Source organism: Streptomyces sp. WG7 (assembly GCF_049975785.1).
GTDB lineage: Bacteria > Actinomycetota > Actinomycetes > Streptomycetales > Streptomycetaceae > Streptomyces.
In genome coordinates, this window is sequence record NZ_JBNGGE010000016.1 from 101,587 (window position 1) to 124,672 (window position 23,086).

Annotated in this window: 22 protein-coding genes and 2 pseudogenes; 18 read left to right on the top strand and 6 right to left on the bottom strand. The window is 71.8% G+C overall.

All coding sequences use genetic code 11. The features are described from left to right. The gene (locus ACP4J0_RS18565) at positions 1-1,398 is read right to left on the bottom strand and encodes a hypothetical protein (RefSeq protein WP_426599772.1); all 1,398 of its coding nucleotides are present in this window, start codon (positions 1,396-1,398) and stop codon (positions 1-3) included. A 101-nt stretch (positions 1,399-1,499) separates the two neighbouring features. After that, a complete protein-coding gene (locus ACP4J0_RS18570; RefSeq protein ID WP_426599773.1) occupies positions 1,500-2,114 on the bottom strand; it encodes a TetR/AcrR family transcriptional regulator in 615 nt (204 codons plus the stop codon). 108 nt (positions 2,115-2,222) lie between these two features. On the opposite strand from ACP4J0_RS18570, the gene ACP4J0_RS18575 reads away from it, so the two are divergent. From ACP4J0_RS18575 to ACP4J0_RS18590, 4 genes and pseudogenes are all read left to right on the top strand, one after another. Then, positions 2,223-2,483, top strand: coding sequence for a hypothetical protein (locus ACP4J0_RS18575; RefSeq protein WP_356558157.1), 261 nt, complete (start codon positions 2,223-2,225; stop codon positions 2,481-2,483). Between the two features lie 42 nt (positions 2,484-2,525). Continuing rightward, a pseudogene (locus ACP4J0_RS18580) lies at positions 2,526-3,104 on the top strand (transposase family protein); the annotation flags it as partial. Between the two features lie 34 nt (positions 3,105-3,138). After that, positions 3,139-3,497 (top strand): annotated as a pseudogene (locus ACP4J0_RS18585) (DNA-binding protein). Between the two features lie 433 nt (positions 3,498-3,930). Continuing rightward, complete coding sequence (locus tag ACP4J0_RS18590) at positions 3,931-5,460, top strand: FG-GAP-like repeat-containing protein (RefSeq protein ID WP_426599774.1); 1,530 nt, start codon at positions 3,931-3,933, stop codon at positions 5,458-5,460. A gap of 206 nt (positions 5,461-5,666) precedes the next feature. On the opposite strand, the gene ACP4J0_RS18595 is transcribed toward ACP4J0_RS18590, so the two are convergent. Beyond that, positions 5,667-7,571, bottom strand: coding sequence for an FAD-dependent oxidoreductase (locus ACP4J0_RS18595; RefSeq protein WP_426599775.1), 1,905 nt, complete (start codon positions 7,569-7,571; stop codon positions 5,667-5,669). Positions 7,572-7,967: 396 nt separating this feature from the next. On the opposite strand from ACP4J0_RS18595, the gene ACP4J0_RS18600 reads away from it, so the two are divergent. From ACP4J0_RS18600 to ACP4J0_RS18645, 10 genes are all read left to right on the top strand, one after another. Then, positions 7,968-9,221: a SchA/CurD-like domain-containing protein gene (locus ACP4J0_RS18600; RefSeq protein WP_426599776.1), complete on the top strand. Its 1,254-nt coding sequence runs from the start codon at positions 7,968-7,970 to the stop codon at positions 9,219-9,221. A 322-nt stretch (positions 9,222-9,543) separates the two neighbouring features. Beyond that, positions 9,544-10,041 carry a cupin domain-containing protein gene (locus ACP4J0_RS18605; protein WP_426599777.1) on the top strand — a complete coding sequence of 166 codons (498 nt, stop codon included), beginning with the start codon at positions 9,544-9,546 and terminating at the stop codon, positions 10,039-10,041. Then, positions 10,038-11,309 (top strand): beta-ketoacyl-[acyl-carrier-protein] synthase family protein, encoded by a 1,272-nt coding sequence (locus ACP4J0_RS18610; protein WP_426599778.1) that lies wholly within the window; start codon positions 10,038-10,040, stop codon positions 11,307-11,309. Before ACP4J0_RS18605 ends, ACP4J0_RS18610 begins: the two co-directional genes overlap by 4 nt. Beyond that, on the top strand, positions 11,306-12,589 hold the full coding sequence (locus ACP4J0_RS18615) for a beta-ketoacyl synthase N-terminal-like domain-containing protein (RefSeq protein ID WP_426599779.1): 1,284 nt from the start codon (positions 11,306-11,308) through the stop codon (positions 12,587-12,589). The genes ACP4J0_RS18610 and ACP4J0_RS18615 overlap by 4 nt, the downstream gene beginning before the upstream one ends. A 204-nt stretch (positions 12,590-12,793) precedes the next feature. Further along, positions 12,794-13,063: an acyl carrier protein gene (locus ACP4J0_RS18620; RefSeq protein WP_426518923.1), complete on the top strand. Its 270-nt coding sequence runs from the start codon at positions 12,794-12,796 to the stop codon at positions 13,061-13,063. 1 nt (position 13,064) lies between these two features. Beyond that, entirely contained in the window at positions 13,065-13,544 is a 480-nt protein-coding gene (locus tag ACP4J0_RS18625) for an SRPBCC family protein (protein ID WP_426599780.1), read from the top strand. Positions 13,545-13,679: 135 nt separating this feature from the next. Beyond that, complete coding sequence (locus tag ACP4J0_RS18630) at positions 13,680-14,015, top strand: TcmI family type II polyketide cyclase (protein WP_426599781.1); 336 nt, start codon at positions 13,680-13,682, stop codon at positions 14,013-14,015. Between the two features lie 267 nt (positions 14,016-14,282). Then, positions 14,283-15,197 (top strand): DUF3152 domain-containing protein, encoded by a 915-nt coding sequence (locus tag ACP4J0_RS18635; RefSeq protein ID WP_426599782.1) that lies wholly within the window; start codon positions 14,283-14,285, stop codon positions 15,195-15,197. Positions 15,198-15,266: 69 nt separating this feature from the next. Next, a complete protein-coding gene (locus tag ACP4J0_RS18640; protein ID WP_426599783.1) occupies positions 15,267-15,701 on the top strand; it encodes a PPOX class F420-dependent oxidoreductase in 435 nt (144 codons plus the stop codon). Positions 15,702-15,857: 156 nt separating this feature from the next. Next, a complete protein-coding gene (locus ACP4J0_RS18645) occupies positions 15,858-16,604 on the top strand; it encodes a DUF4142 domain-containing protein (RefSeq protein WP_426599784.1) in 747 nt (248 codons plus the stop codon). A 56-nt stretch (positions 16,605-16,660) separates the two neighbouring features. On the opposite strand, the gene ACP4J0_RS18650 is transcribed toward ACP4J0_RS18645, so the two are convergent. Then, entirely contained in the window at positions 16,661-17,197 is a 537-nt protein-coding gene (locus ACP4J0_RS18650; RefSeq protein ID WP_426599785.1) for a MarR family winged helix-turn-helix transcriptional regulator, read from the bottom strand. Between the two features lie 230 nt (positions 17,198-17,427). Here ACP4J0_RS18650 and ACP4J0_RS18655 point away from each other — a divergent pair, with 230 nt between their 5' ends. Together ACP4J0_RS18655 and ACP4J0_RS18660 are read left to right on the top strand one after the other, a co-directional pair. Then, the gene (locus tag ACP4J0_RS18655; RefSeq protein WP_426599786.1) at positions 17,428-18,027 is read left to right on the top strand and encodes a nitroreductase/quinone reductase family protein; all 600 of its coding nucleotides are present in this window, start codon (positions 17,428-17,430) and stop codon (positions 18,025-18,027) included. A gap of 255 nt (positions 18,028-18,282) precedes the next feature. Continuing rightward, positions 18,283-18,801, top strand: coding sequence for a hypothetical protein (locus ACP4J0_RS18660; protein ID WP_426599787.1), 519 nt, complete (start codon positions 18,283-18,285; stop codon positions 18,799-18,801). A gap of 48 nt (positions 18,802-18,849) precedes the next feature. On the opposite strand, the gene ACP4J0_RS18665 is transcribed toward ACP4J0_RS18660, so the two are convergent. After that, positions 18,850-20,127 (bottom strand): Ku protein, encoded by a 1,278-nt coding sequence (locus tag ACP4J0_RS18665; RefSeq protein ID WP_426599788.1) that lies wholly within the window; start codon positions 20,125-20,127, stop codon positions 18,850-18,852. Positions 20,128-20,207: 80 nt separating this feature from the next. Here ACP4J0_RS18665 and ligD point away from each other — a divergent pair, with 80 nt between their 5' ends. Beyond that, positions 20,208-21,089: a non-homologous end-joining DNA ligase gene (gene ligD, locus ACP4J0_RS18670; protein WP_426599789.1), complete on the top strand. Its 882-nt coding sequence runs from the start codon at positions 20,208-20,210 to the stop codon at positions 21,087-21,089. A gap of 176 nt (positions 21,090-21,265) precedes the next feature. On the opposite strand, the gene ACP4J0_RS18675 is transcribed toward ligD, so the two are convergent. Further along, a complete protein-coding gene (locus ACP4J0_RS18675; RefSeq protein WP_426599790.1) occupies positions 21,266-22,072 on the bottom strand; it encodes an NERD domain-containing protein in 807 nt (268 codons plus the stop codon). Positions 22,073-22,299: 227 nt separating this feature from the next. On the opposite strand from ACP4J0_RS18675, the gene ACP4J0_RS18680 reads away from it, so the two are divergent. Then, positions 22,300-23,085, top strand: a complete 786-nt coding sequence (locus tag ACP4J0_RS18680; RefSeq protein ID WP_426599791.1) for a hypothetical protein — start codon at positions 22,300-22,302, stop codon at positions 23,083-23,085. Position 23,086 lies beyond the last annotated feature (1 nt).

The following is a 23,086-nucleotide window of genomic DNA, read 5'->3' on the forward strand; positions in this document are numbered from 1 at the left end:
CTACGGCAGCGCTGTGGCCCAACGTTCCATGGCCTTCTCGGCCAGGTAGCGGAGCAGTCTGAGGTCAGCAGCCAGGTCTCGTGCCTCTCGGCTGTGCAGACCGAGGAGAGGAGCGCCCTTCACGCCACCTCCCTCCTTCATGTGCACGATCCTGTTTCGGATCCCGTACACCCGTGAAGAGATGGCTCTGCGGTAGTCACTGCCGGGCAGCGGGGCACCGGAGCCGTCGTGCTCGAGCGTCTCGACATGCTGGATGATCTGGGAGTTACTTAGCGTCGTGAACAGTTCCCGATCGCGCAGAAGTCCTGCGACTTCTGCCTGTGTCACCGCCAGGTTGATCACGGCGTCGAGTTGGTTCTGCTCGATCCTCAGGCTACCGTCCTTCTGAGGGCGCATATACGGAGATTGCGCCTGATTCCGTCCGGAGACTCCTTGTTGGGTTACCTCCCAGTCGACGGCTTTGGGCATGTAGAACTCAAGTACTTGGTAGTACTTCAGGTATCGCTCGACAGGGTGGCGCCCCGTAGTATTACCCGCTCCATAAAGCTCGGCGGCCTCTGCGTCGTATTGTCGCTGCGGGAAACGAATCTTCTTTGAGTAAGAGGGTCCCCTCCGACTCCCAAGTCGATACCCGGTGTCCCAAAGGCGCAGCGACGCTCCTTGCGCCTTGGCGAGACCGAAGAGGTACGAGGTACCGTACGCGACCAGCACGTTCTGAGCCTCAGTTGCGTTCGAGACCGAGACCCCCGAGAGTTCCAGACTCGGCGAGAGGCCACCTCCATGGCGCGTGTTGTACAGCAGGGACAGCTCAGGTGGGACGGAGACCAACCGCAACGAGCGACCTGAGCCGTCTGCCGCCTCGCTCACGCAGAACGCCCCCGTCGAGGCAAGCATGGCGACCAGGTCAGCGCCCAGAGGACCCTCCAGATCGGCGGCTCGCTTCTGCCGTGGGATGAGGCTGCGTACCAGAGCACTGTGGAACTGGTCGAAGTCGCCGACAAGCCGAGCTTTGATCACTCCTTCTTGTGGGTACCAGATAGCGTGGCGCTCAGGCAGCGGGATTCCTGCGCTGACGATGCGCTCGAAGTGGCCAAGCTGCACTGCCGACTTCAGATGCGTACGCAGACCATCCGCCTCGGGAAAGACGACACGTACATCGCTGCGCCAACGCCGGCCGTCCCGCTCCTGTTTGCCATCCCACTCGACACAGACGTCGGTGCGTTTACTCGCGAGGCTCTGAAGGCGTTCGACAGCCTCCCGGTAAGTGATTGGAGGCGGCGCAAACCAATCATCTTCGAAGTCCTCCCAGAGGTCTTCGTCGTACTCCGAGATATCTTCCACGCAGGCCTCTCTATCCAGGGCACGGGCAGCTGAGCGCTCTGCCAGGGCGAGCATCATAGTGAACAACTCCTAAGGGCTGTCCCGTATCTGCTGACCAGCCCCGAGCAAGCTGTGGGCGTCAGAAGCGTGCGGTGCGCAACACATTGGGGCTGGGCGCGTCATCCGTGGCTGGATGCTCTTTGCAGCAGGTGGTCGATGTGGCGTTGAAGGATGGCCAGCGCCATCTCCGGAGAGTGGTGGCCTGCAAGGACGTGGACCGTGAGGCCATCAGCCAAAGCGAGGAGGGTGTGGGCCTCGCGGGTGGGGTCGAGGCGCTGTGGGATTTCCTGGGTGTCCTGGCCATAGCGGATGAGCCACGCGATGAGGTCATGGAGCTTGGCATAAGTGTCGTGCAGGACGGCGCCTAGTTTCTCGCTGGCCGGTGCGTGGGCGACGAAGGCCAGCCAGACGTGCGCCTGCGTCTTCGATTTCTCATTCAGCAAGGCGAGTTCGGCCAGAGTGTGTGACAGCAAAGTGGATGCGGCCTGAGGGGCGGAGGCTGTGGCGATGCGCTGGCTGGCGCGTTCGCTGACGTGTTGGCAGACGTGCTCCAGCGCGAAGAGCAGCATGTCCTCCTTGGTGCGGAAACACCGCTGGACGGCGCCCATGGACACGTCCGCCTGAGCGGCGACGTCGCGGAGGCTGACGGCTTCCATGCCGGAACGCGCGATCAGAGTGCAGACTGCCTCGGCGATCCGGCGGCGTCGGTCCTCGTAGTCGACCTGCTTGGGCACGCTCAGCTCCTCCTGTTTTCCGATGCACTTGCATCGTATCCGGCTGCGCTGCACGATGTGATGCGATCGCATCGGGACGATGTGCGCACTGCGGAGAGGAAGCCTGTCATGGGGAAGCAGCTCAAGAAGTCGAACAACAGCTCAGGCGAGGGGCTGCTCTGGCTGTTCGGTGCCATCCTGGCCATCCAGGGGTTCGGCTCCGCCATCACGGAGGCCGGGTGGGATACAAGCTTCGGTGTCGCCGGCCTTCTGCGGGCAGCCCACGTGCCTGAGTGGGGAACCCTCCTGGTCGGCTTTGCAGGTGCCGCCCTACTGGCGACAGCGGCGCGCCGTCACCATGCGAGGAGGCAGGCGCACCGACGTCCGTGAGCGGTCCAGAGGCCAACCACCGCTGCGTGGGAAGCTCTTGGCGTGACTGGTGTGATCACGGCGTCGGAGCCTTCCTGGATAGCCCCGTGCACCGGGCTGAGCCCACGGCTGTTCCAGAAGCTGGTGACAGGGCTGCGCCGCGAGGGCGCTGATGCGGTACGGCGCGGCCGGCCGTGGAGCCTGCCACTGGAGGACAGGGCCCTGCTGGTCGCCGCCTACTGGCGCACCAACCTGACCCTGCGGCAGCTCGCCCCGCTGTTCGGCGTCTCGAAGTCCGCCGCCGACCGGATCATCAACGACCTCGGCCCGCGCCTGGCGCTGCAGCAGCGCCGCCGCTACCGCAAAGACACCGTGCTGATCGTGGACGGCACCCTGGTCCCCACCCGCGACCACACCGTCGCCGAGCAGTCGAAGAACTACCGGTACTCCACCAACCACCAGGTCGTCATCGACGCGGACTCCTGCCTGGTCGTCGCGGTCGGTCGGCCCGCGACGGGCAACCGCAACGACTGCAGGGCATGGGAGGAGTCCGGCGCCAAGGCGGCGGTCGGGAAGACCACCACGATCGCCGACGGCGGCTACCGCGGCACCGGCCTGGTTATTCCCCACCGTCGCACGCGTCCCCGGCGGCACTCTCGTCCTCGACAGCGAAGGACTGGCCAAGGCCGTCCTGCGCGACCGCACGGTCACCGGCTGGCTCGCCCTGGCCGCGCCGACGACCTCCGCGTGATCACCTCGGCGGCCACCCTCGTCGAAGTGGTCCACCCTCGCATCAACCGCCCGGCCCTGGAGTGGACGCTCTCCCGCCTGGCCGTCGAACCGATCACCGAACCGATCGCCCGCCACGCCGCCACCCTCCTCGCTGCCGCCGGTCTGCACGGCCACAAGTACGCCATCGAGGCCATGCTCGCCGCCACCGCCCTGACCGCACCGGGGCCGGTCACGATCCTCACCTCCGACCCCGAGGACCTCATCGCCCTGTGCGGTGGACGTGTCACCGTCGTCAGAATCTGACCGATCCACCCCGTCAAGGCCGAGATCGGAGTCTCCACGCTCCGTCCATCCATGCGGAACGGTCGTTGAGCGGGCGGGCGGGGGCCGACTGCGGCAACCTGTCGTTCCGGCCTCCCAGGGGCCAGGTGTGAGGAGTTCGTCGCACCCGGTTGTGCGTGACGGTCGCTCAGCCCCACTCCGTGGCCGTCGGGGCTCGTGGACGGCCGCCTCGTCGAGGCGGGCCTGTCCGTCAGAGTCACCTGGACGGGAGCGACGCGACATCACGAGTTCGGCCTCAGTAGCCGTTCGCTGGACTCAACTCTCTTGCGGACGTGTGCATCCCACCTCGCAGTGGCCATCGCGCGAGTTCGACGGGCCGCGGGTCACATCGTCCTGATCACCTTTACGATCAACCGACAAGTGTGAACGTTGCGCAACAGGAGAGTGAAGTACGTTGCCCACCATAAGAATCCGCACCCGGCAGGCTCGCGGCGCCATGACCGCCGGCATCGTCCTGGCGGCCACTGCCGGCCTGCTCACCACGGCGCCGACCGCGCAGGCGGTGTCCGGCGAGCCCGCGGCCGCGGGTGAACATGCCTTCACCGCCCGGCTCGTCATCGGCGAGGGTGACGCCATGCGTGGCTGCTCCGCCGCGCTGGTGCACCAGCAGTGGCTGCTGACCGCCACGAGCTGTTTCGCCGCCACCCCGGGCGGCGAGGTCAAGTCGGGCAAGCCCGCGATGAAGACCACGGCGACCCTGGGCACGCGGACCCTCGGCATCGTCGAGGTGGTCCCGCGCGACGACCGGGACGTGGCCATGGTCCGGCTCGCCGAGCCCGTCACCACGGTCGCGCCGGCGGGGCTGGCCGCCGACGCCCCCGAGGCGGGTGAGACCCTGCTCGGTGCCGGATTCGGACGGACCCGCACCGAGTGGGTCCCGAACCAGTTGCACACCGGTGAGTTCCTGGTGGACTCCACCACCGACACCACCGTGGCGCTGACCGGTCAGGACGGCGTGTCCGTCTGCGCCGGTGACACCGGGGGCCCTGCCCTGCGCCGCACGGACAGTGGGGTCGAGCTGACCGCCATCCACAGCCGTTCCTGGCAGGGCGGGTGCTTCGGCGGGACGGAGACCCGGACCGGCGCCGTGGACGCCAGGGTCGACGGCTTGGCGGGCTGGGTGAAGGACGTCCGCAACCGCGACCGGAGCCACTCGGCCGACGTCGACGGCGACGGCAAGGCCGACCTGGTCGTCCTCCGCTCGAACGGCGACGTCGCGGTCCACCGCAACCAGGGGGACACCTTCGCCCCGGGCCGGGTCATGTCCGGCGGCTGGGGCCTCTTCGTGACGTGGAAGGACCTGGGCCGGCTGTACTTCGCCGACGTCAACGGCGACCGCAAGGCCGACATGATCGTCCACACCAACGACGGCAACATCGAGGTGCGCACCAACCACGGCACCTACTGGGACCAGGGCACGCACTGGTCCGGCGGCTGGGGACGCTTCATCGACGGCAGTGACCTGGGCCGGCTGTACTTCGCCGACGTCAACGGCGACGGCAAGGCCGACATGCTCGTCCACACCAACGACGGCAACATCGAGGTGCGCACCAACCGCGGCACCTACTGGGACCAGGGCACCCACTGGTCCGGCGGCTGGGGACGCTTCGTGACCTGGAAGGACCTGGGCCGGCTGTACTTCGCCGACGTCAACGGCGACCGCAAGGCCGACATGCTCGTCCACACCAACGACGGCAAGATCGCCGTCCGTACCAACCACGGCACCTACTGGGACCAGGGGACGCACTGGTCCGGCGGCTGGGGACTCTTCATCGACGGCACCCAGCTGGGCACCCTCAAGTTCGGTGACGCCACCGGCGACGGCAAGGCCGACATGTTCGTCCACACCAAGGACGGCAGGGTCGCGGTCCGCACCAACCACGGCACCTACTGGGACCAGGGCAAGTTCATGATCACGCTCTGACGTCATGACTCGGCAGAGGTGTCGGACGACCGGCTCCTTCGCCCGGTAGTCCGTACGGCTCAGCTCTGACGGTTCGTCAGGTAAAAGTCGTCTCACGGCACCGACCGTCACCACGGAGACCACTCCCCGGTTCGCCTCGGAACGAGAGGCCGCAGGTTGACCGGGGAGTGGTCCACGTTCGTGTCCGGGCGGGGCAGCCAGTCACGTCACGGCCGTGCCAGTACCGTCCCCACCACCTGCCGCAGCATCGACTCCGGGTCCGGGGCCGGGCCCGGGGAGCGCCACGCCACGAAGCCGTCGGGGCGGATCAGGACCGCGCCGCCGTGGGTCACTCCGTGGGCCCTCGCCCAGTCGGTGTCCTCGTCGTCCGGGGTCAGGTCCGCCTCCGGTGTCCCGCCCACGCGGTACGACTTCAGCGGGACCCGCATGTCGGACGCCAGGCGCGTCGCCGCCTCGTGCCAGCCGGTGGGCTGTGCCGCGTCGCTGAGCAGGACCAGGGAGTCCTCGTAGAGGTCCAGGGTGGAGATGCGGGCGGCGTCGTCGCCGTGGCGGAGCCAGAGGTGGGGAGCCCTGCTGCCGGGGGCGCCGGTGAGGTCCAGGCCGTCCGGCACCACCGGTGCTCCCGGGTCGGCGCCGACCACCGCGCCCTGGGTGTAGCGGTAGCCGAGGGCGACGTTGAGGATGCCGGCCTGCGGGCCGCCACCGGGGCCTCCGCCAGCGCCGCCAGGGCCGCCAGCGCCGCCAGGGCCGCCGGGACCGCCCGGGCCACCACCAGGACGTCCGCCCGGAGCAGCACCAGGACCGCCGGGACCACCGGGGCCTCCGCCAGGACCTCCGCCCGGAGCAGCACCAGGACCGCCCGGGCCGCCGGCCGGTGCTCCGCCCGGACCGCCTCCGGGGCCACCGGCCGGCCCCGCACCCGGCCCCCCGCCTCCCATGCCCGGCGGAGGCGCGAATCCCGGGTGGCTGTGTTCCGCCGAGCGGCCCGCGGCTCGGGCGCTGGTGGCCTCCGCGACGGGGCGGCGTTCCGCGTCGTAGGTGTCCAGGAGGCCGTCGCCCGCCCAGCCCTCCAGGACCGCGGCCAGTTTCCAGGCGAGGTTGTGGGCGTCCTGGATGCCGGTGTTGGAGCCGAAGGCGCCGGTGGGGGACATCTCGTGGGCCGAGTCGCCGGCCAGGAAGACGCGGCCGGAGCGGTAGCTGCGGGCGACGCGCTGGGCCGCGTGCCAGGAAGCCTTGCCGGTGATCTCCACGTCGAGGTCCGGGGCGCCGATCGCGCGGCGGATGTGGTCGGCGCAGCGGTCGTCGGTGAAGTCCTCGACGGTCTCGCCCTGTTCGGGGTGCCAGGGGGCGTGGAAGACCCAGTTCTCCCGGTTGTCCACCGGGAGGAGGGCTCCGTCGGCGTCCTCGTTGGTCAGGTAGCAGACGATGAAGCGGCGGTCGCCCACGATGTCGGCGAGGCGGCGGGAGCGGAAGGTGATGCTGACGTTGTGGAAGAGGTCGCCGGGGCCGCTCTGGCCGATGCCGAGTTGCTCGCGGACGGGGCTGCGGGGGCCGTCGGCGGCGACCAGGTAGTCCGCGCGGATGGTGGTGTGCTCGCCGGTCTCCCGGCTCTTCACGATCGCGGTGACGCCCTCGGCGTCGGCCTCGAACGACAGCAGTTCCGTGCCGAAGCGCAGGTCGCCGCCGAGGTTCGTGGCGTGGGTGAGGAGCTCCGGCTCCAGGTCGTTCTGGGAGCACAGGCACCAGGAGCTGGGGCTGAAGCGGGCCAGTCCGCCCCCCGCGTCCATCTCCTTGAACAGCCACTCCCCCGCGTCGCCGACCAGGGTGGGTGTCTGGAAGATGCCGTGGTTCCCGGCCAGGGTGGCGGCGGCCTTCCTGATGTCCGGCTCGGTGCCGGACACGCGGAAGATCTCCATCGTGCGGACGTTGTTGCCGCGCCCGCGGGGGTGGATGGAGGTGCCGGTGTGGCGCTCCACCAGGGTGTGCCGGATGCCCAGCCGCCCCAGGAAGACCGAGGTCGACAGGCCCACCAGGGATCCGCCGACGATGAGGACCGGGACTCGGTGGACCCCGGGGGCGGATCCGCCGGACCGGTCGGCTCTTGCGTTCATTGTTCGTCCTCCGTTGTGACGCACGTTCGTCCTGTGTCGTGACGGACGTCGTCTTCCGTTGCGACGGACGCGGTCCTTCGTCGTGGCGGTCGCCGTCCTCCGTTGTGACGGACGTGGTCCTCCGTCGTGACGGACGTTCGCCCTCCGTGTGCCGGACCGTCGTCGCGTGACTCGCCCCGCGGCAGAGTGCGCCGGGGGTCTTCATGCATGCCCCGTGCGGCCCGATGAGGCCCGCGGCGGCTCAGGCTTCACCCGCTTAACCCTCCCGGTTCGCGGTCCTCGCGGGCACGGCTCACGATCGTGCTTACTGCGACCGCCGCGCCGCCGAAGTCATGGCCCGCGCCGCGACGATCGCGCCCAGTCGACGAGAAAGTTCCCCGAGAAGAGGTGGGCCGCATGACGGTCTCTCCCGTCGTAGCGACGGGTACCGGGTCGGCGGATGCCCGGACCACGGACGCCACGGACGCCACGGACGCCACGGCGGCAGCGGCGGCATCGGCCGCCGCGGACGCGGTCGGCGTGTCGATATCCGCGTTCGACGGATCCCGCGTGCGGGTCGTCCTGATGCTGGACATCCACGACGGAATGCAGCAGGAGTTCCTGAACGCCTACGACGGCATCCGCGACCGGGTCGCCGCCGTTCCGGGACACGTCAGCGACCAGCTGTGCCAGTCTGTGGACAATCCCACCCAGTGGCTCCTCACCAGCGAATGGGAGAGCGCGGTACCTTTCCTGGCCTGGGTCAACAGCGAAGAGCACCTCGACACCGTCGAGCCCCTGCAGGACTTCGTGCGCGACACGCACTCCCTGCGCTACAGCGTCCTGCGGGAGACCCCCGGCGAACGGCACCCGTCCGCGACGGCAGGTGAGCCGCCGCAGGCCGCTCCCCGGATCGGGAGCGACGTCGTACGGCACGCCCTGACCTTCACCGTACGGCCCGGCAGCGAAGGAGAGGTCGCCCGGCTGCTGGCCGACTACGCGCCGCCCGACGCCCGTGTCGACGACTCCGGCCGGCTGCTGCGCACCTCGGTCTTCCTGCACGGCAACCGGGTCGTGCGCGCCGTGGAGGTGCAGGGCGACCTGCAGACCGCGCTGCGCCACGTCGCCCGGCAGCCCGGGGTGCGGGCCGTCGAGGAGGCCCTCAACCCGTATCTGGAGCAGGTCCGGGACCTCCACGATCCCCGGTCCGCCCGGCGGTTCTTCACCCGGGCCGCCATGCCGGCCGTCCACCACATGACGTCCTGCGTCCGCGCCGACGCGCGCGACATGCGGCTCGCGCTGTTCTACCCGGCCCGGGCCGGCGCCGGTCCGGAACTGGCCCGGCTGCTGGCCGGCCGGGACGCGGCGGCCGCGCACGACCCGGACAGCCCGGTCCGCGCCGCCACCGTCTTCCACCGCGACGACTTCGTCATACGGCTCGTCGACGTGGTCGGCGAGCCGGCCGACGCACCCGCGTTCGTCCTGGGCCTGCACGCGTCCGCCGGCACGTCCGGGGCCACCCCCGCCGCAGAAGTCGCCGAGGCCGAGCAGTTGCTGGACACCGCCGCCGCCGGCGTCGACGGGCCCCTGACGGACGAACGCACGCTGTCGCTGCTGCTGGCGCGGGCCCGTATGACCCTCCTGACCGACCGGCGCTCGGACGACCCCTGAGCCAGGCGCGCATCAAGCGGGCGGAACGGATCGAACCGGGGCGAAGCGGTGTGGACCGAGGGTGACCGGGGCGGACCGGGCCGGGCCCGACGGCGCGCCCGCTGGTCCGCGCGGACCTCTCCGCCTCCCCGGCCTCCCCGGCCTCCCCGAACTCCCCGCCCCTCATCCGCTCCGACATCTCAGACCTCTCCTCCCCTCATCCGCTCCGACCTCTCCGCACCTCTTCCTCCCCTCACCCTCCCCGCCTCTCCGCCCCTCACCCTCCCCGCCTCTCCGACCCCTCCGACGTCCCATCGCCTCCCGTCATCCCGGAGTGAACGACATGACAGACCAGCAGGTACGCATCGTCTCCCTCGGCGACATCGCGCCGAACCGCCGCCGCGGCGGAGACCTCCGCGCCCTTCTCACGCCCACCACCGCCGGGTCGACCAGCGGCTTCATGGGCGTGGCCATCGTGCAGCCCGGCGACCGCATCGCGGAGCACTACCACCCGTACTCCGAGGAGTTCGTGTACGTCACCGACGGCACGCTCGAGGTGGACCTGGACGGCGTCCCCCACACCCTCTCCGAGGGGCAGGGGCTGCTGATCCCGCAGGACATGCGCCACCGCTTCCGCAACGTGGGTGACGTCGAGGCACGCATCGTCTTCCACCTGGGGCCGCTGGCCCCGCGGCCGGAGCTGGGACATGTCGACACCGAGGACGCGGCGGGCAACGCCCTCCCCCACGATCCGGACCGGGCGGGGTGCGCCGGGCACGGCGGGCACGGCGGTCACGCCGGTCAGGAGCGTCCCGCCGCCGCGGCCGAGGCGGTGTCATGAGCCGGCGTCGGGTCGCCGTCACGGGCATAGGCGTCGTCGCCCCTGGCGGGATCGGCGTGCCCCAGTTCTGGAGCCTGCTGTCCGACGGCCGTACGGCGACGCGCCGCATCTCCCTGTTCGACCCGGCCGGGCTGCGTTCGCAGATCGCCGCCGAGTGCGACTTCGAACCGTCCGAGCACGGGCTCGACCTCGCCACGGTCCAGCGGTGCGACCGGTACGTGCAGTTCGCGCTCGTCGCCGCCGCCGAGGCGGTCCGGGACGCCGACCTCGACATGTCACGTGAGAACCCCTGGCGGGCCGGCGCCACGCTGGGCACCGCGGTCGGCGGCACCACCCGGCTGGAGCACGACTACGTTCTCGTCAGCGAGCGCGGCTCCCGCTGGGACGTAGACGACCGGCGGGCCGAGCCGCACCTGGAGCGGGCCTTCACCCCGGCGACGCTGTCGTCTGCCGTCGCCGAGGAGTTCGGCGTCCACGGTCCGGTGCAGACGGTGTCCACCGGGTGCACGTCCGGTCTGGACGCGGTGGGGTACGCCTATCACGCCGTCGCCGAGGGACGCGTCGACGTGTGTCTGGCGGGCGCGGCGGACTCGCCGATATCCCCGATCACCATGGCCTGCTTCGACGCCATCAAGGCGACCTCCCCGAACAACGACGACCCCGCGCACGCCTCCCGCCCCTTCGACGCCGACCGCAACGGCTTCGTCATGGGAGAGGGCGCCGCCGTGCTGGTCCTGGAGGACCTGGAGCACGCCCGGGCCCGTGGTGCCGCCGTGTACTGCGAGATCTCGGGCTACGCCACCTTCGGCAACGCCTACCACATGACCGGGCTCACCAAGGAGGGCCTGGAGATGGCGCGGGCCATCGACACGGCGCTCGACATGGCCGGGCTGGACGGCACCGCCATCGACTACGTCAACGCGCACGGCTCCGGTACCCAGCAGAACGACCGGCACGAGACCGCGGCCGTCAAGCGGTCGCTGGGCGAGCACGCCTACGCGACACCGATGAGCTCGATCAAGTCGATGGTGGGCCACTCGCTGGGTGCGATCGGCTCGATAGAGCTGGCCGCGTGCGTGCTGGCGATGGCCCACCAGGTGGTGCCGCCCACGGCCAACTACACGACCCCCGACCCGGAGTGCGACCTGGACTACGTGCCGCGCGAGGCACGCGAGCGGACGCTGCGGCACGTGCTGTCGGTGGGCAGCGGCTTCGGCGGCTTCCAGTCCGCCGTCGTACTGAGCGGCTGTGAAGGAGGGCTGCGATGAGCGGACCACAACGGACCACGCGCCGTCGGCAGGACGGACGCAGGCGGGCCGTCGTCACCGGACTCGGTGTGGTGTCCCCGCACGGCATCGGGGTCGAGGCGTTCTGGAAGGCGGTCGAGGACGGCGCCAGCAGCCTCGGTCCCGTCACCCGCGAGGGCTGCGACCACCTGCCGCTGCGGGTCGCGGGCGAGGTACGCGGCTTCGACGCGGCCGACACGGTCGAGGACCGCTACCTCGTCCAGACCGACCGGTTCACCCACTTCGCGCTGGCCGCCACCGACCTCGCCCTGGCCGACGCCCGGTTCGGCCGCGCCGACGTCGAGTCGCCGTACTCGGTGGGCGTGGTCACCGCCGCGGGGTCCGGCGGCGGCGAGTTCGGGCAACGGGAGCTGCAGAACCTGTGGGGTCAGGGGTCGCGGTACGTCGGCCCGTACCAGTCGATCGCCTGGTTCTACGCGGCCAGCACCGGCCAGGTCTCCATCCGCAACGACTTCAAGGGCCCCTGCGGGGTCGTCGCCGCCGACGAGGCGGGAGGCCTGGACGCCCTGGCGCACGCGGCGCTCGCCGTACGCAACGGCACGGACACGGTGGTCTGCGGCGCGACCGAGGCACCGCTGGCCCCGTACTCGATCGTCTGCCAGCTGGGCTATCCCGAGCTGAGCCGCGCCACCGAACCCGACCGGGCCTACCGCCCGTTCACCGGCGCGGCCTGCGGGTTCGCGCCGGCCGAGGGCGGTGCCGTGCTCCTGGTGGAGGAGGAGGCGGCGGCCCGGGACCGCGGGGCCGACGTGCGGGCGACGGTGGCCGGGCACGCGGCGACCTTCACGGGTCCCTCCCGGTGGGCGGAGTCCCGGGCCGGGCTGGCCCACGCGATCCAGGGCGCGCTGGCCGAGGCCGGCTGCCGGCCCGAGGAGGTGGACGTGGTGTTCGCGGACGCCCTCGGTGTCCCGGAGGCCGACCGGGCCGAGGCCCTGGCCCTCGCCGACGCGCTCGGCCCGCACGCCCGGCGCGTGCCGGTCACCGCGCCCAAGACCGGAACCGGGCGGGCGTACTGCGCGGCACCGGTGCTGGACGTGGCGACCGCGGTGCTCGCCATGGAGCACGGGCTGATCCCGCCCACCCCGCACGTGTTCGACGTGTGCCACGACCTGGACGTGGTGGCCGGCCGCGCCCGCCCCGCCGAGACCCGCACGGCCCTGGTCCTCGGCCGCGGGCTCATGGGGTCCAACTCGGCGCTCGTCCTGCGACGGGGCGGCACCGCGCCGTCCGCGGACGGATGACGGACGACCGTGCCGGAAGACCGTGCCGGAAGACCGGTGACGCGCAGCGGACGACCGGCCACCGGCGACGGACATCCGGTGCCGGGCGACCGGCGACCGGCGACCGGTGACGGGCGACCGATGGCCCACCCGACCCGACCAACGCCAACCCCGAGTGAGCGCCGCTTCCGGGCGAGCGCCGAACCGAGTGAAGGAGCACCTCGCATGACCGACCAAGTGGACTACCAGGTGACCGTCGAGGAACTGGCGACGCTGATGAAGCGCACCGCCGGCGTGCACGTCGACCCGGTCACCCTCCAGCAGCAGGCCGACGCCGGTTTCGACACCTTCGGCCTGGACTCCCTCGGCCTGCTGGGCATCGTGGCCGAGCTGGAGAAGCGGTACGGGCTGGGTCTGCCGGAGCAGGCCGAGCGCTGCAAGACGCCCGCGGATTTCCTCGCGCTGATCAACGGCGCCCTGAAGACGGGAGTGTGACGTGGCAGGTCACACCGACAACGAGATCACCATCGCCGCGCCGATGGAGCTGGTCTGGGACATGACCAACGACATCGACAACTGGCCCCGGCTGTTCAGCGAGTACGCCTCCGTGGACGTGCTCGACCGCGACGGGGACCGCGTCACCTTCCGGCTCACCATGCACCCGGACGCGGACGGCAAGGTGTGGAGCTGGGTCTCCGAGCGGGTCGCCGACCCGACGACCCGCACCGTCCGCGCCCACCGGGTGGAGACGGGCCCCTTCCAGTACATGAACATCGTCTGGGAGTACGCGGAGACCGCCGAGGGTGTCCGGATGCGCTGGATCCAGGACTTCGCGATGAAGCCGGACGCACCCGTGGACGACGCCTGGATGACGGACAACATCAACCGCAACTCGCGTACGCAGATGGCCCTGATCCGGGACCGGATCGAGCAGGCGGCGGGCGAGCGGCGTCCCGCCTCCGTGCTCGCCGACTGACACCGGGCCGACCGACACCCGGCCGGCCGACCCCGAGCCGGCCGGCACCCGGGCCGGCCGACCCCGAGCCGAACAACACCCGAGCCGAACGACACCCCACCTGAGCCGACCGACATCGACGGAGGGCACCTCCCCATGCACCACACCCTGATCGTCGCCCGGATGACACCCGGCGCGGCACCGGACATCGCGAAGGTGTTCGCCGAGTCCGACAGCGGCGAGCTGCCCCACCTGGTGGGCGTCAACCGGCGCAGTCTCTTCGAGTTCGGTGACGGCGTGTACATGCACCTCATCGAGAGCGATGACGACCCGGCCCCGGTCATCGGCCGGCTGACCGGGCATCCGGAGTTCCGCCGGGTCAGCGAGCGGCTCGAACCGTACGTGTCGGCGTACGACCCGGCGACCTGGCGCGGTCCGAAGGACGCGATGGCGCGCTGCTTCTACCGCTGGGAGCGGACCGCCGCCGGCTGACGGTCCGCCGCCTCCCCCACCGCGTCGGGGTTGCCCGGGTTCTTCCCGGGCAACCCCGACGCACGTGTGCGCGTACGACGGCGGCTAAAGGGCTCGCGGACCTCCCGGGACGCCGAAGGGTTGCACCATCGGAACCGAACACCCGTGTGAGAAGGCCCACTTGTGTCCTGCGATGTTTTCGTACGCCCTTCCGGTTTGATCACACGTACAAAAGCACACTGGATTCCACTGTGCGCACCCCGCCGACCAGCAGAGAGGACGCACGTCGTGGGCCGATCCACAGCCCGCCGTTCCCGCCGGAGAAGCACCCCGGAGAGCGATGGGCGCGTGTCCCGCTCCCGCAGGCGGCGACGCCGCAGGTCCAACCGCATGGTCCTGGCCGGCCTGACCTTAGGCGCGGTACTGCTCGCGGGAGGCGCCGCCGTCGCCTACTGGCGGGACGGCCGACCCCAGGCGACGGACGACCAGGTGGCCGACGTCGCCGACGCCCTGGACGCCACCGGGCGCACGGCCGGTCCCGACGCGACCGGCGGGACGCCGTCCGGGTCGTCGAGTCCCTCCGCGTCGGCCTCGGCGAAGGCCTCGCCCTCGCCCTCCCCCTCCACCATCGCCATCCCCCCGACCGGCCCGGGCACCTTCGTCACCGCCGACGCCGACGGTACGACCGTGGGCACCGGCAGTCGCGTACGCCGTTACAAGGTCCTGGTCGAGAAGGGCATCGACATCCGGGCGAGCGCCGCCGCGGCCGAGATATCCGACGTACTCGCCCACCGCCGGGGCTGGACCAAGGACGGGATCAACTCCTTCCGGCTGGTCAGCTCCGGGTCGTCCGACTTCGTGGTGAAGATCGCCACGCCGGGCACCGTCGACGAGATCTGCGGCGCCTACGGCCTGGATACCGGGGGCGAGGTGAACTGCGCGGTCGGCAAGGACGTCGTGGTGAACCTCAAGCGCTGGGTGCTGGGTTCCCCGCAGTTCGACGGCCCGATCGGCGAGTACCGGGCACTGATCATCAACCACGAGGTCGGCCACCGCCTCGGCCACGGCCACGAGACCTGCCCCGGCCCCGGCCGGCCCGCCCCGGCGATGATGCAGCAGATCAAGGGGCTCAAGGGGTGCGTCGCCAACGCCTGGCCCTACGACGACGACGGTGAATACCTGAGCGGACCCTCGGTCCCCTGAACCACCTGGTGGGGCGTTCGGCGGGCGGTTCGCGGGACAGCCGGCGGGGCGGGGGGTGATGATCGGCCCATGACCACCACACCTGGTTTCGACCCCCGCGCCCTGCTGGCGGAGAGCCGGCTCGGCGTGCTCGCGACGATCAAGTCGGACGGCCGCCCGCAGCTCTCCCCCGTCATGCCCGCCTACGACCCGGAGGCCGGCGTCATCCGTATCTCGACCCGCGAGGGGCTGGCCAAGACGGCGAACCTGCGCCGCGACCCGTGGGCCGCCCTGGAGGTGACCGCCGCGGACGGCAGGTCATGGGCGACCGCCGAGGGCGCCGTGTCCCTCACCGGGCCGGGCACCGACCCGCACGGACCGGAGGTCGAGGCACTGGTGGCGTACTACCGCGCCGCCGCCGGCGAACACCCGGACTGGGACGAGTACCGGATGACGATGGTGTCCGACCGCCGGGTGCTGCTCACGATGACGGTCGAGCGCGTCTACGGGGCCGACATCGGCTGAACCCGAATCCGGTGCCCGAGCGGTGATACATCCGCCCGCGGTTTCCGTACCTCCTGGCGAACGAGTACGAGCACCGGTACGAGTACGAGTAACGAGCACGACCACGCGTCGCGTGCGCGTCGCGTGTGCGTCGCTCGCGTCGCCCCTGGAGGCATCATGCGCCTGTCCCGCAGCAGGATCGGAGTCGTCGTCCTGTTCGGCGTGATGACCCTGACCCTCACCGCGCTGGCCTTCCCCGCCGTGCTCGGTCTGGACAAGGCCGAGGGTGACCAGGACCGGGTCATCGCCGCCACCAGGTTCGGGCCGCTCACCGAGGCCGACCGCGACTTCGTGGTCAAGGTGCGGGCCGCCGGGCTGTGGGAGTACCCGCTGGGCGAGACGGTGATGGAGCGCGGTTCGTCGCCGGCGATGAGGACGGCCGGCGAGCATCTGGTCGTCGGTCACGCCGGGCTGGACGCGATGTGCCGCGAGATCTCCCCCGAACTGGGCATCACGCTGCCCAACCGGGCCTCCCCGCAGCAGGAGGGTTTCGTGGCGACGGTGGAGGCCAAGAGCGGCAGGGAGTTCGACTCGTCGGCGGTCAACATCATGCGGGTGACCCACGGCCAGATCTTCCCGGCGATCGCCAAGATCCGGGCCACCACCAAGAACACGCTCGTGCGGCAGCTGGCCGACCTGGCCAACGACACCGTCCTGGACCACATCACGGTGCTGGAGAAGACCGGGCTGGTCGAGTACGACAAGGTCGTCTTCCAGCAGACCGGTCCGGCGAAGCTGCCGAGGGAGAAGGCCACCCCGCCCCCTCCGCAGCCGGGGGAGCGGGTGCTGGTGCTCAAGCCGCGGCCCGACCTGAACGTGAACACGTCCTCCCCGACGCCCGCCCCCTCGCCGGCCGCCCCGTGACGCGCCGTACCCCGTGACGCGCCGTACCCCGTGACGCGCCGTACCCCCTGAACGTGTCAGGCGTCCCCGGCCGCGGGGACGTCCGCGGCCCAGCCCAGCGGGTGCGACTGCGGGTCGTCCGGCGCCGGGGCGAGGGGCTCGCCGCCGGCCTCGCTGAAGGCGGTGAGCGCCTCGACGAGGGCCGCCCGCTGGCTCGGTGCGAGCCGTTCGACGATCGCGGCGATCTCGGCGCGGCGCCGGGCACTGACGTTCGCGACGGTGTGCCGGCCCTCGTCGGTGAGCCGGAGCAGGGTCTCGCGCCGGTTGTGGGGGTTGGTCTGCCGGTCGGCGAGCCCGGCCGCGATCAGCCGGTCGACCATGCGCATCGCCGTCGACGGGGCGACCTGAAGGTGCTCGGCGAGCGCGACCAGCTTGGTGGAACCCCTGGTGGAGAGCACCATCAGCATCCGGAACTGGGGCAGCGTGACCCGCTCCTCCACCTCGGCGAGCGACCGCGCGGAGACGGCCACCAGCAGTCGCGACGCGGCCAGCACGGCCCTGGTGACCGCATCGACATCGTCCAGGCCCCCGACGGGCATCTCACGCTCCGGCATGTGTCCTTTCTACCGTGCCGAACTCCCTGCTCATCCACCTGATCGGAACAGAGGCCTCCGGACTGGCGCGAAAGGAGCGGCGGCCACTGCCCGTCCACCTTTTCCCTGTGCAAAGGTGGACGGGGAAGGCGGTTCCCGCCCCGGACCCGCCCCGGACCCGCCGCGGCCCCCGTACCGGCCACGTACGGGTCGCCCGCGAGATCCCTGGACCCCGAACCCGGAGAGTGGCAATGGCACGCACGGACAACGCGTCCCGCCGGCCCCGCCGGCCCCAGCTACCCGTCGGCCGGCGGCGCACCGCCGCACGGCTGCCGATCCTCCTCTTCCGCGCGGGACTCGGGCCGCTCTTCGGAAGGCGGCTGCTCCTGCTGCACCACACCGGCCGGATCAGCGGCCGGGACCGCCAGGTGGTCCTCGAAGTGGTCGCCCACGACTCCTGCGAGACCGGCTCCCGTGCGACCGGCCCCCGTGCGACCGACCCTCGTGCGACCGGCTCCTGCGAGTACGGCTCCTGCGAGCCGTCCGGGCGGAGTTGGACCGTCGCCTCCGGTTTCGGCCCGCAGGCGGACTGGTACCGGAACCTGCGTCAGCAGCCCAAGACCGTCGTCCAGTTCGGCAACCGCCACCACGCCGTCACCGCCCACTTCCTCCCCGCCGAAGAGGGCGCCGGGATCATGGCGGAGTACGCCCGCCGGCGCCCGGGAACGGCCCGGCGGCTCTGCGCGTTCATGGGATTGGCGGTGGACGGCGGCGAGGCGTCGTTCCGCGAGGCCGGACGGGCCGTCCCCTTCGTGCGGCTCGTCGCGGCCCACGGAGACCGCCGGCCATGACCAGCGGGCCCCGGGACCGGTGGCGGGCGGAAGAATGCGGCCGGAGACCCTGGCGATCAGTTTTTGCACTGTGCAATGATCCGACGGGACGGCGTCCTGCGGTCGCGTGCCGTACGGCGTCCGGGAGTGACGCCGGCACGGTGCCGCGGCGCGGAACGGCGCACCGGCCGCAGGCGGGCCCCGGCCCGCCCCGCAGCGCTCCCGCGGAGACCGCCGTACGCGCCCAGGAGAGAAGAAGAGGGGAAGAGCAGGACCATGACCGCTTCCGGGCCGGGCAGCGGCGCCACGCCGGACGAGCCGGACGGTACGCCGTCCGTTCCGGAGCACGTCTGGCGCCAGTTCCTGGAGGACGACGAGCGCGCCATCCGCGCCTCCGCCCCCAGGGAACCCGCCGCGCGCGAGCGGAGCCCGGGATGGCGGCCCGGGCCGCCCTTCGACGTGGTCGGCGAGCCGTGGCACCCGGAGGATCCCTGGACCGGCCCGGCCTGGCGCGAGCTGGGCGGTCGCGCCCGGGTCCGGCGGGCAGGCCGGGTGATCGGCACGGCCGCCGCGGTCGCCCTCGCCCTGACCGCGTGGTCGCAGCTGTCCACCGGACCCGGCGCCCCGGGCGGCGAACCGGCCGAAACGATCGGACAGCACCTGGAGGAAAGCCCGCTCCTGCCCACAGTGGCCTCCCTCGCGCCGACGACGTCCGGTTCCGCGAGCCCCGCGGTCTTCAAGCCCGCCCCGTCCGCCGTCCCCCGGGCGTCGCTCTCCGCCTTGCCGATCGGCTGAACCCTCGCCGACGAGCCGATCCCGCGGCGGTTCCCGCCCCGGGAGACGTCAGGCGCTGCGCTTGCGGGACGCCGTCTTCCCTGCGGTGCTCTTCCCTGCGGTGCTCTTCCCTGCGGTGCTCTTGGTGGCGGTGCTCTTGGTGGCGGTGCTCTTGGTGGCGGTGCTCTTGGTGGCCGTACTCCTGCCCGCGCCCGTCGCCTTTTCGCCGGTGGTCTTCGGCGCGGTGCTCTTCGCGGGCCGGGCCGATTGCGCCGCCGGCTTCCCGGTGGCGGAGGCCGTCCGCGTCGGCTTCTTCACCTGCGCCTTCTGCGTCTCCGGCGCCGTATCGGCCGTCTTCTTCCTCTCGGCCGTCTTCTTCGCGGCCGTGTCCTTCGCCGTCGCGCTCTTCGCCGTCGCGCTCTTCTGGGCGGTCTTCTTCGCCGCCGTCTTCTTCGCCGCCGTCGACGTCGACTTCTTGCCGCCCGTCGCCTTGGGCGCCCGCCGGGACGACGCCTCGCGCCGCGGCAGGGACGTGACCTCGGCCCCCTCGGCGGGCCCGGCCGCTCCCCCGCCCCGGGACTCCCGTGCCGCGCGCACACTGTTCTCCAAGGCGGCCATCAGGTCCAGCACCTTCCCGGACGGCGCCGCCTCCGGGGCCTGAGGGGGCGCCTCACCGGCGGCCTTCGCGGCGATGACCTCCTCCAGGGCCTCGCGGTACTCGTCGTGCAGATCGTCCAGGTCGATCTCACCGAGCGTGGCCATCAGGGCGTCCGCGAGGTCCAGCTCCTGGTCGCGGACGGTGACCCCGGCGTCCGGGGCGATGCCCTCGGGGGCGCGTACCTCGTCCGGCCAGAGCAGGGCGTGCATCGCGATGGTGTCGCCGACGACCCGGAGCATGCCGAGGCGCTCACGGCCCCGCAGCGCGAACCTGGCGACGGCGACCCGGTCGCTGCGCCCGAGCGCCTCACGCAGCAGCGTGTACGGCTTGGCCGCGGGGGCGCCGCTCGCCGCGAGGTAGTACGCGGAGCCCATCTGGAGCGGATCGATGCGCTCCTCGGGCACGAAGGCCACGATCTCGATCGAACGCGCGGTGGGGACCGGCAGGTGGGACAGGTCCTCGTCGGTGATCGGAATCATCGATCCGTCGGCGTCCTCGTAGGCCTTGCCGATCTCGTCCTGGCCGACCTCGCGGTCCTCCAGCTCGCAGACCTTGCGGTAGCGGATCCGGCCGCCGTCCTCCGTGTGGATCTGGCGGAAGGAGACCGCGTGGCTCTCGGTCGCGTTCATCAGCTTGACCGGGATGCTGACCAGGCCGAAGGAGATCGCGCCGTTCCAGATCGATCGCACGTGCAGCACACCCTTTCCAGTCGGTCGACTGCCGGATGACCGTCGGGCGGTTTGTCCGCGTTTTGTGAGATTCTCATGGTATGGCGCCTATCACCGAGGTGGAGGGGCGACGGATCGCCCTCAGCAACCTGGACAAGGTGCTGTATCCCGCGACCGGCCTCACCAAGGGCGAGCTGCTGCACTACTACGCGACGACCGCGGGGGTGCTGCTGCCGCACCTGCGGGACCGTCCGGTCTCCTTCCTGAGGTACCCGGACGGACCGGACGGCCAGGTGTTCTTCACCAAGAACGTGCCGCCTGGTACGCCCGACTGGGTCACCACGGCCGAGGTGCCCCGGTCGGAGGGACCGGCCCGGATGGTGCTGGTGCAGGACCTGGCGAGCCTGATGTGGGCGGCGAACCTGGTCACCGAGTTCCACACGCACCAGTGGACCGCGGACGATCCCGACGAGGCCGACCGGCTGGTGTTCGACCTCGACCCCGGGCCGCCCGCGACCGTCGTGCACTGCTGCGAGGTCGCACTGTGGCTGAGGGAGCGGCTGGCGGCGGACGGGATCGAGGCGTACGCCAAGACGTCCGGGGCGAAGGGGCTGCATCTGCTGGCCGGGGTGCGGGGGGCGTCGTCGGAGCGGGTGTCGGAGTACGCGAAGGCGCTCGCCGTGGAGGCGGAGCGGGCCCTGCCGAGGCTCGTGGTGCACCGGATGACGCGCAGCCTGCGGCCGGGGAAGGTGTTCGTCGACTGGAGTCAGAACGCCGCCCGCAAGACCACGGCCACCCCGTACACGATGCGGGCCCGCTCCGCGCCGGCGGTCTCCACGCCGGTGACGTGGGACGAGGTGGCCGGGTGCCGGCGGGCGGAGCAGTTCGTCTTCCGGGCGGAGGACGTCGGGCCGCGGGTGCGGGACCACGGCGACCTGCTGGCACCGCTGTTCGACCGACGGCGGGCGGCGGCGCTGCCCTGACCCACGGCCGCCCACCCGCGCCCCGCAACCCCAGCCCCGCCCCGCAACCCCAGCCCCGACCCGCAACCCCAACCCCCGACCGCCCACCCCGCAACCCGCGACCCGAGACCCGCAACCCCAACCCCGCCCGCCCACCCGAGCCCTCCGACCGCCCGGCCCTCGCCCGCGTCGGTCTCTCAGACGCGCGTCCAGGTGGCGCGGTCCCGGGCCATGGCGTGCAGGGCCTCCACGTCCGCCGGTTTGAGCATCCCGCCCAGGCGGGCGAGGTCCGGCAGCTCCGCGTCGGTGAGGACGCGGACCGAGCGGGGCGCGGCCGTGACGGCCACGTGCGCCGGGTCGACGAGGGCGAGGACGGGGTGCACCTCGGCCGTCAGGGCGTGGGAGGCCCGGTCGGCGTCGGCGCGGACCCGGCGCAGCAGCGGGAGCGGTTCGCGGCGGCCCAGCGCGACCAGCGGGTCGGTGATGTGGACGCGCTGCCTGCGGGCGGGCAGCGCGTGGACGGCGTAGAGGCCGCCGGGGCCGATCACCAGGTGGTGGACGCGGTCGCCGCCGGGCAGCGGAACGGAGTGCAGGGTGTGCCAGCCGGCGCCGTCGAGGCGGTCGAGGGCCGCTCCCGCAGCCTGCTCGGCCGCCAGCGCCCGGCGACGCGGATCGGATCGCCGCAGCCGGTGGGCGGGGCCGGGGTCGCGTTCCAGGGAGATCAGGAGCGCCTCGCCGGGCCGGTTGGGGGCGAGGTCGTCGTCCGGGTGCAGGGAGAGCCGGGCCAGCTCTGCGGGGGTCGGGACGGGAGGCGGGCCGACCGTGACCGGGTCGGTGAGAAAGGGGCCCAGGGCTTCGAGCACCTCGTCCTCGCGGTCCTCTCTCAGCAGGTTGACCCGGGCCGTCTCACGGTCGTACCAGGCGACGTTCCCGCCGTCCGGGAGGCAGACGTACAGCCGTTCCCCGCCGTGCCGCCAGGTCGGTATGACGCGCAGTCCGTTCATGCATCATCACCCCATGACCATGGGAACAGGCGAGGCGCTGTGGGGGCAAGAAGCCGGATACCTCCCGGAGGGGGCGGGCGGCCCCTCGGGGCGGGAACCCGGAAGCGTGGAGTGCCACACGGGCGTTCGGTGGCCCGATGCGTCGACACGCGGGCAAAATGGACGCCCGTACGTCTCGAACAGTACGTACAGGCCGCCAGTGACGATCATCGAACCCCAGGAGTGCAGTGCTCCCGAGCCGCCGTGGGCGCCCCGCCCGCGCCCACACCGCCCTCGCGCTGCTCCTGGCGACCGCGGCGGCCGGTGCGCTGGCCGCCTGCGGTGACTCGGGCGGGCTGCGCAGCGCGGGCGCGACACCGGCCGCGCAGAGCCCGGCCCGGCTCTGGCCCGACCTGACGCCGGCGTCGAGTCCGGCCTACGACATCGGCGAGGTGGACAACGAGGTCGTCGAGGGCGTGGCCGTGCCCGGCGGCGACATCCGCGAGGCGGATCCGGTGGCCGCCGTACGGGCCGAGATCACCGCGCATCCGGACGACTACGAGGGCGACGGGGCGCCGTACCGCGAAACGGCCCGCCGGATGGCGGACTGCGGCGCGGTCGGCGCCATCGGTGCCGAGGGCGAAGGCGAGGGCGAGGGCGAGGACGGCCGGTGCCCGGTGCTCAGGCCGTACTACCGCGACCTGACCGGCGACGGGCGCCCCGAGATGACCCTGGGGTTCCGCCTGCTGCCCGAGCAGCTGACCGCCGTGCGCGTCTACACGGCCGAGAAGGACCGGCTGGTGCGGGTCATGTCGTACGACGACGCCGTGAGCGCGGTCGAACTGGCCGGGCGGGCGGTGATCGTCCGGTCGCCGTCGGAGGTCGCGGGCTACGAGTACCGGCTGCGGTGGACGTGGGACCCCGACCAGCGGGCCATGCTGCTCACGAGCGACGAGATGCTGCGCACGGACGACGGCGGGAAGCACACGAAGCGTCCGTCCGCGTCCGCGTCCCCGTCGGCGAGCGCCCGGTGAG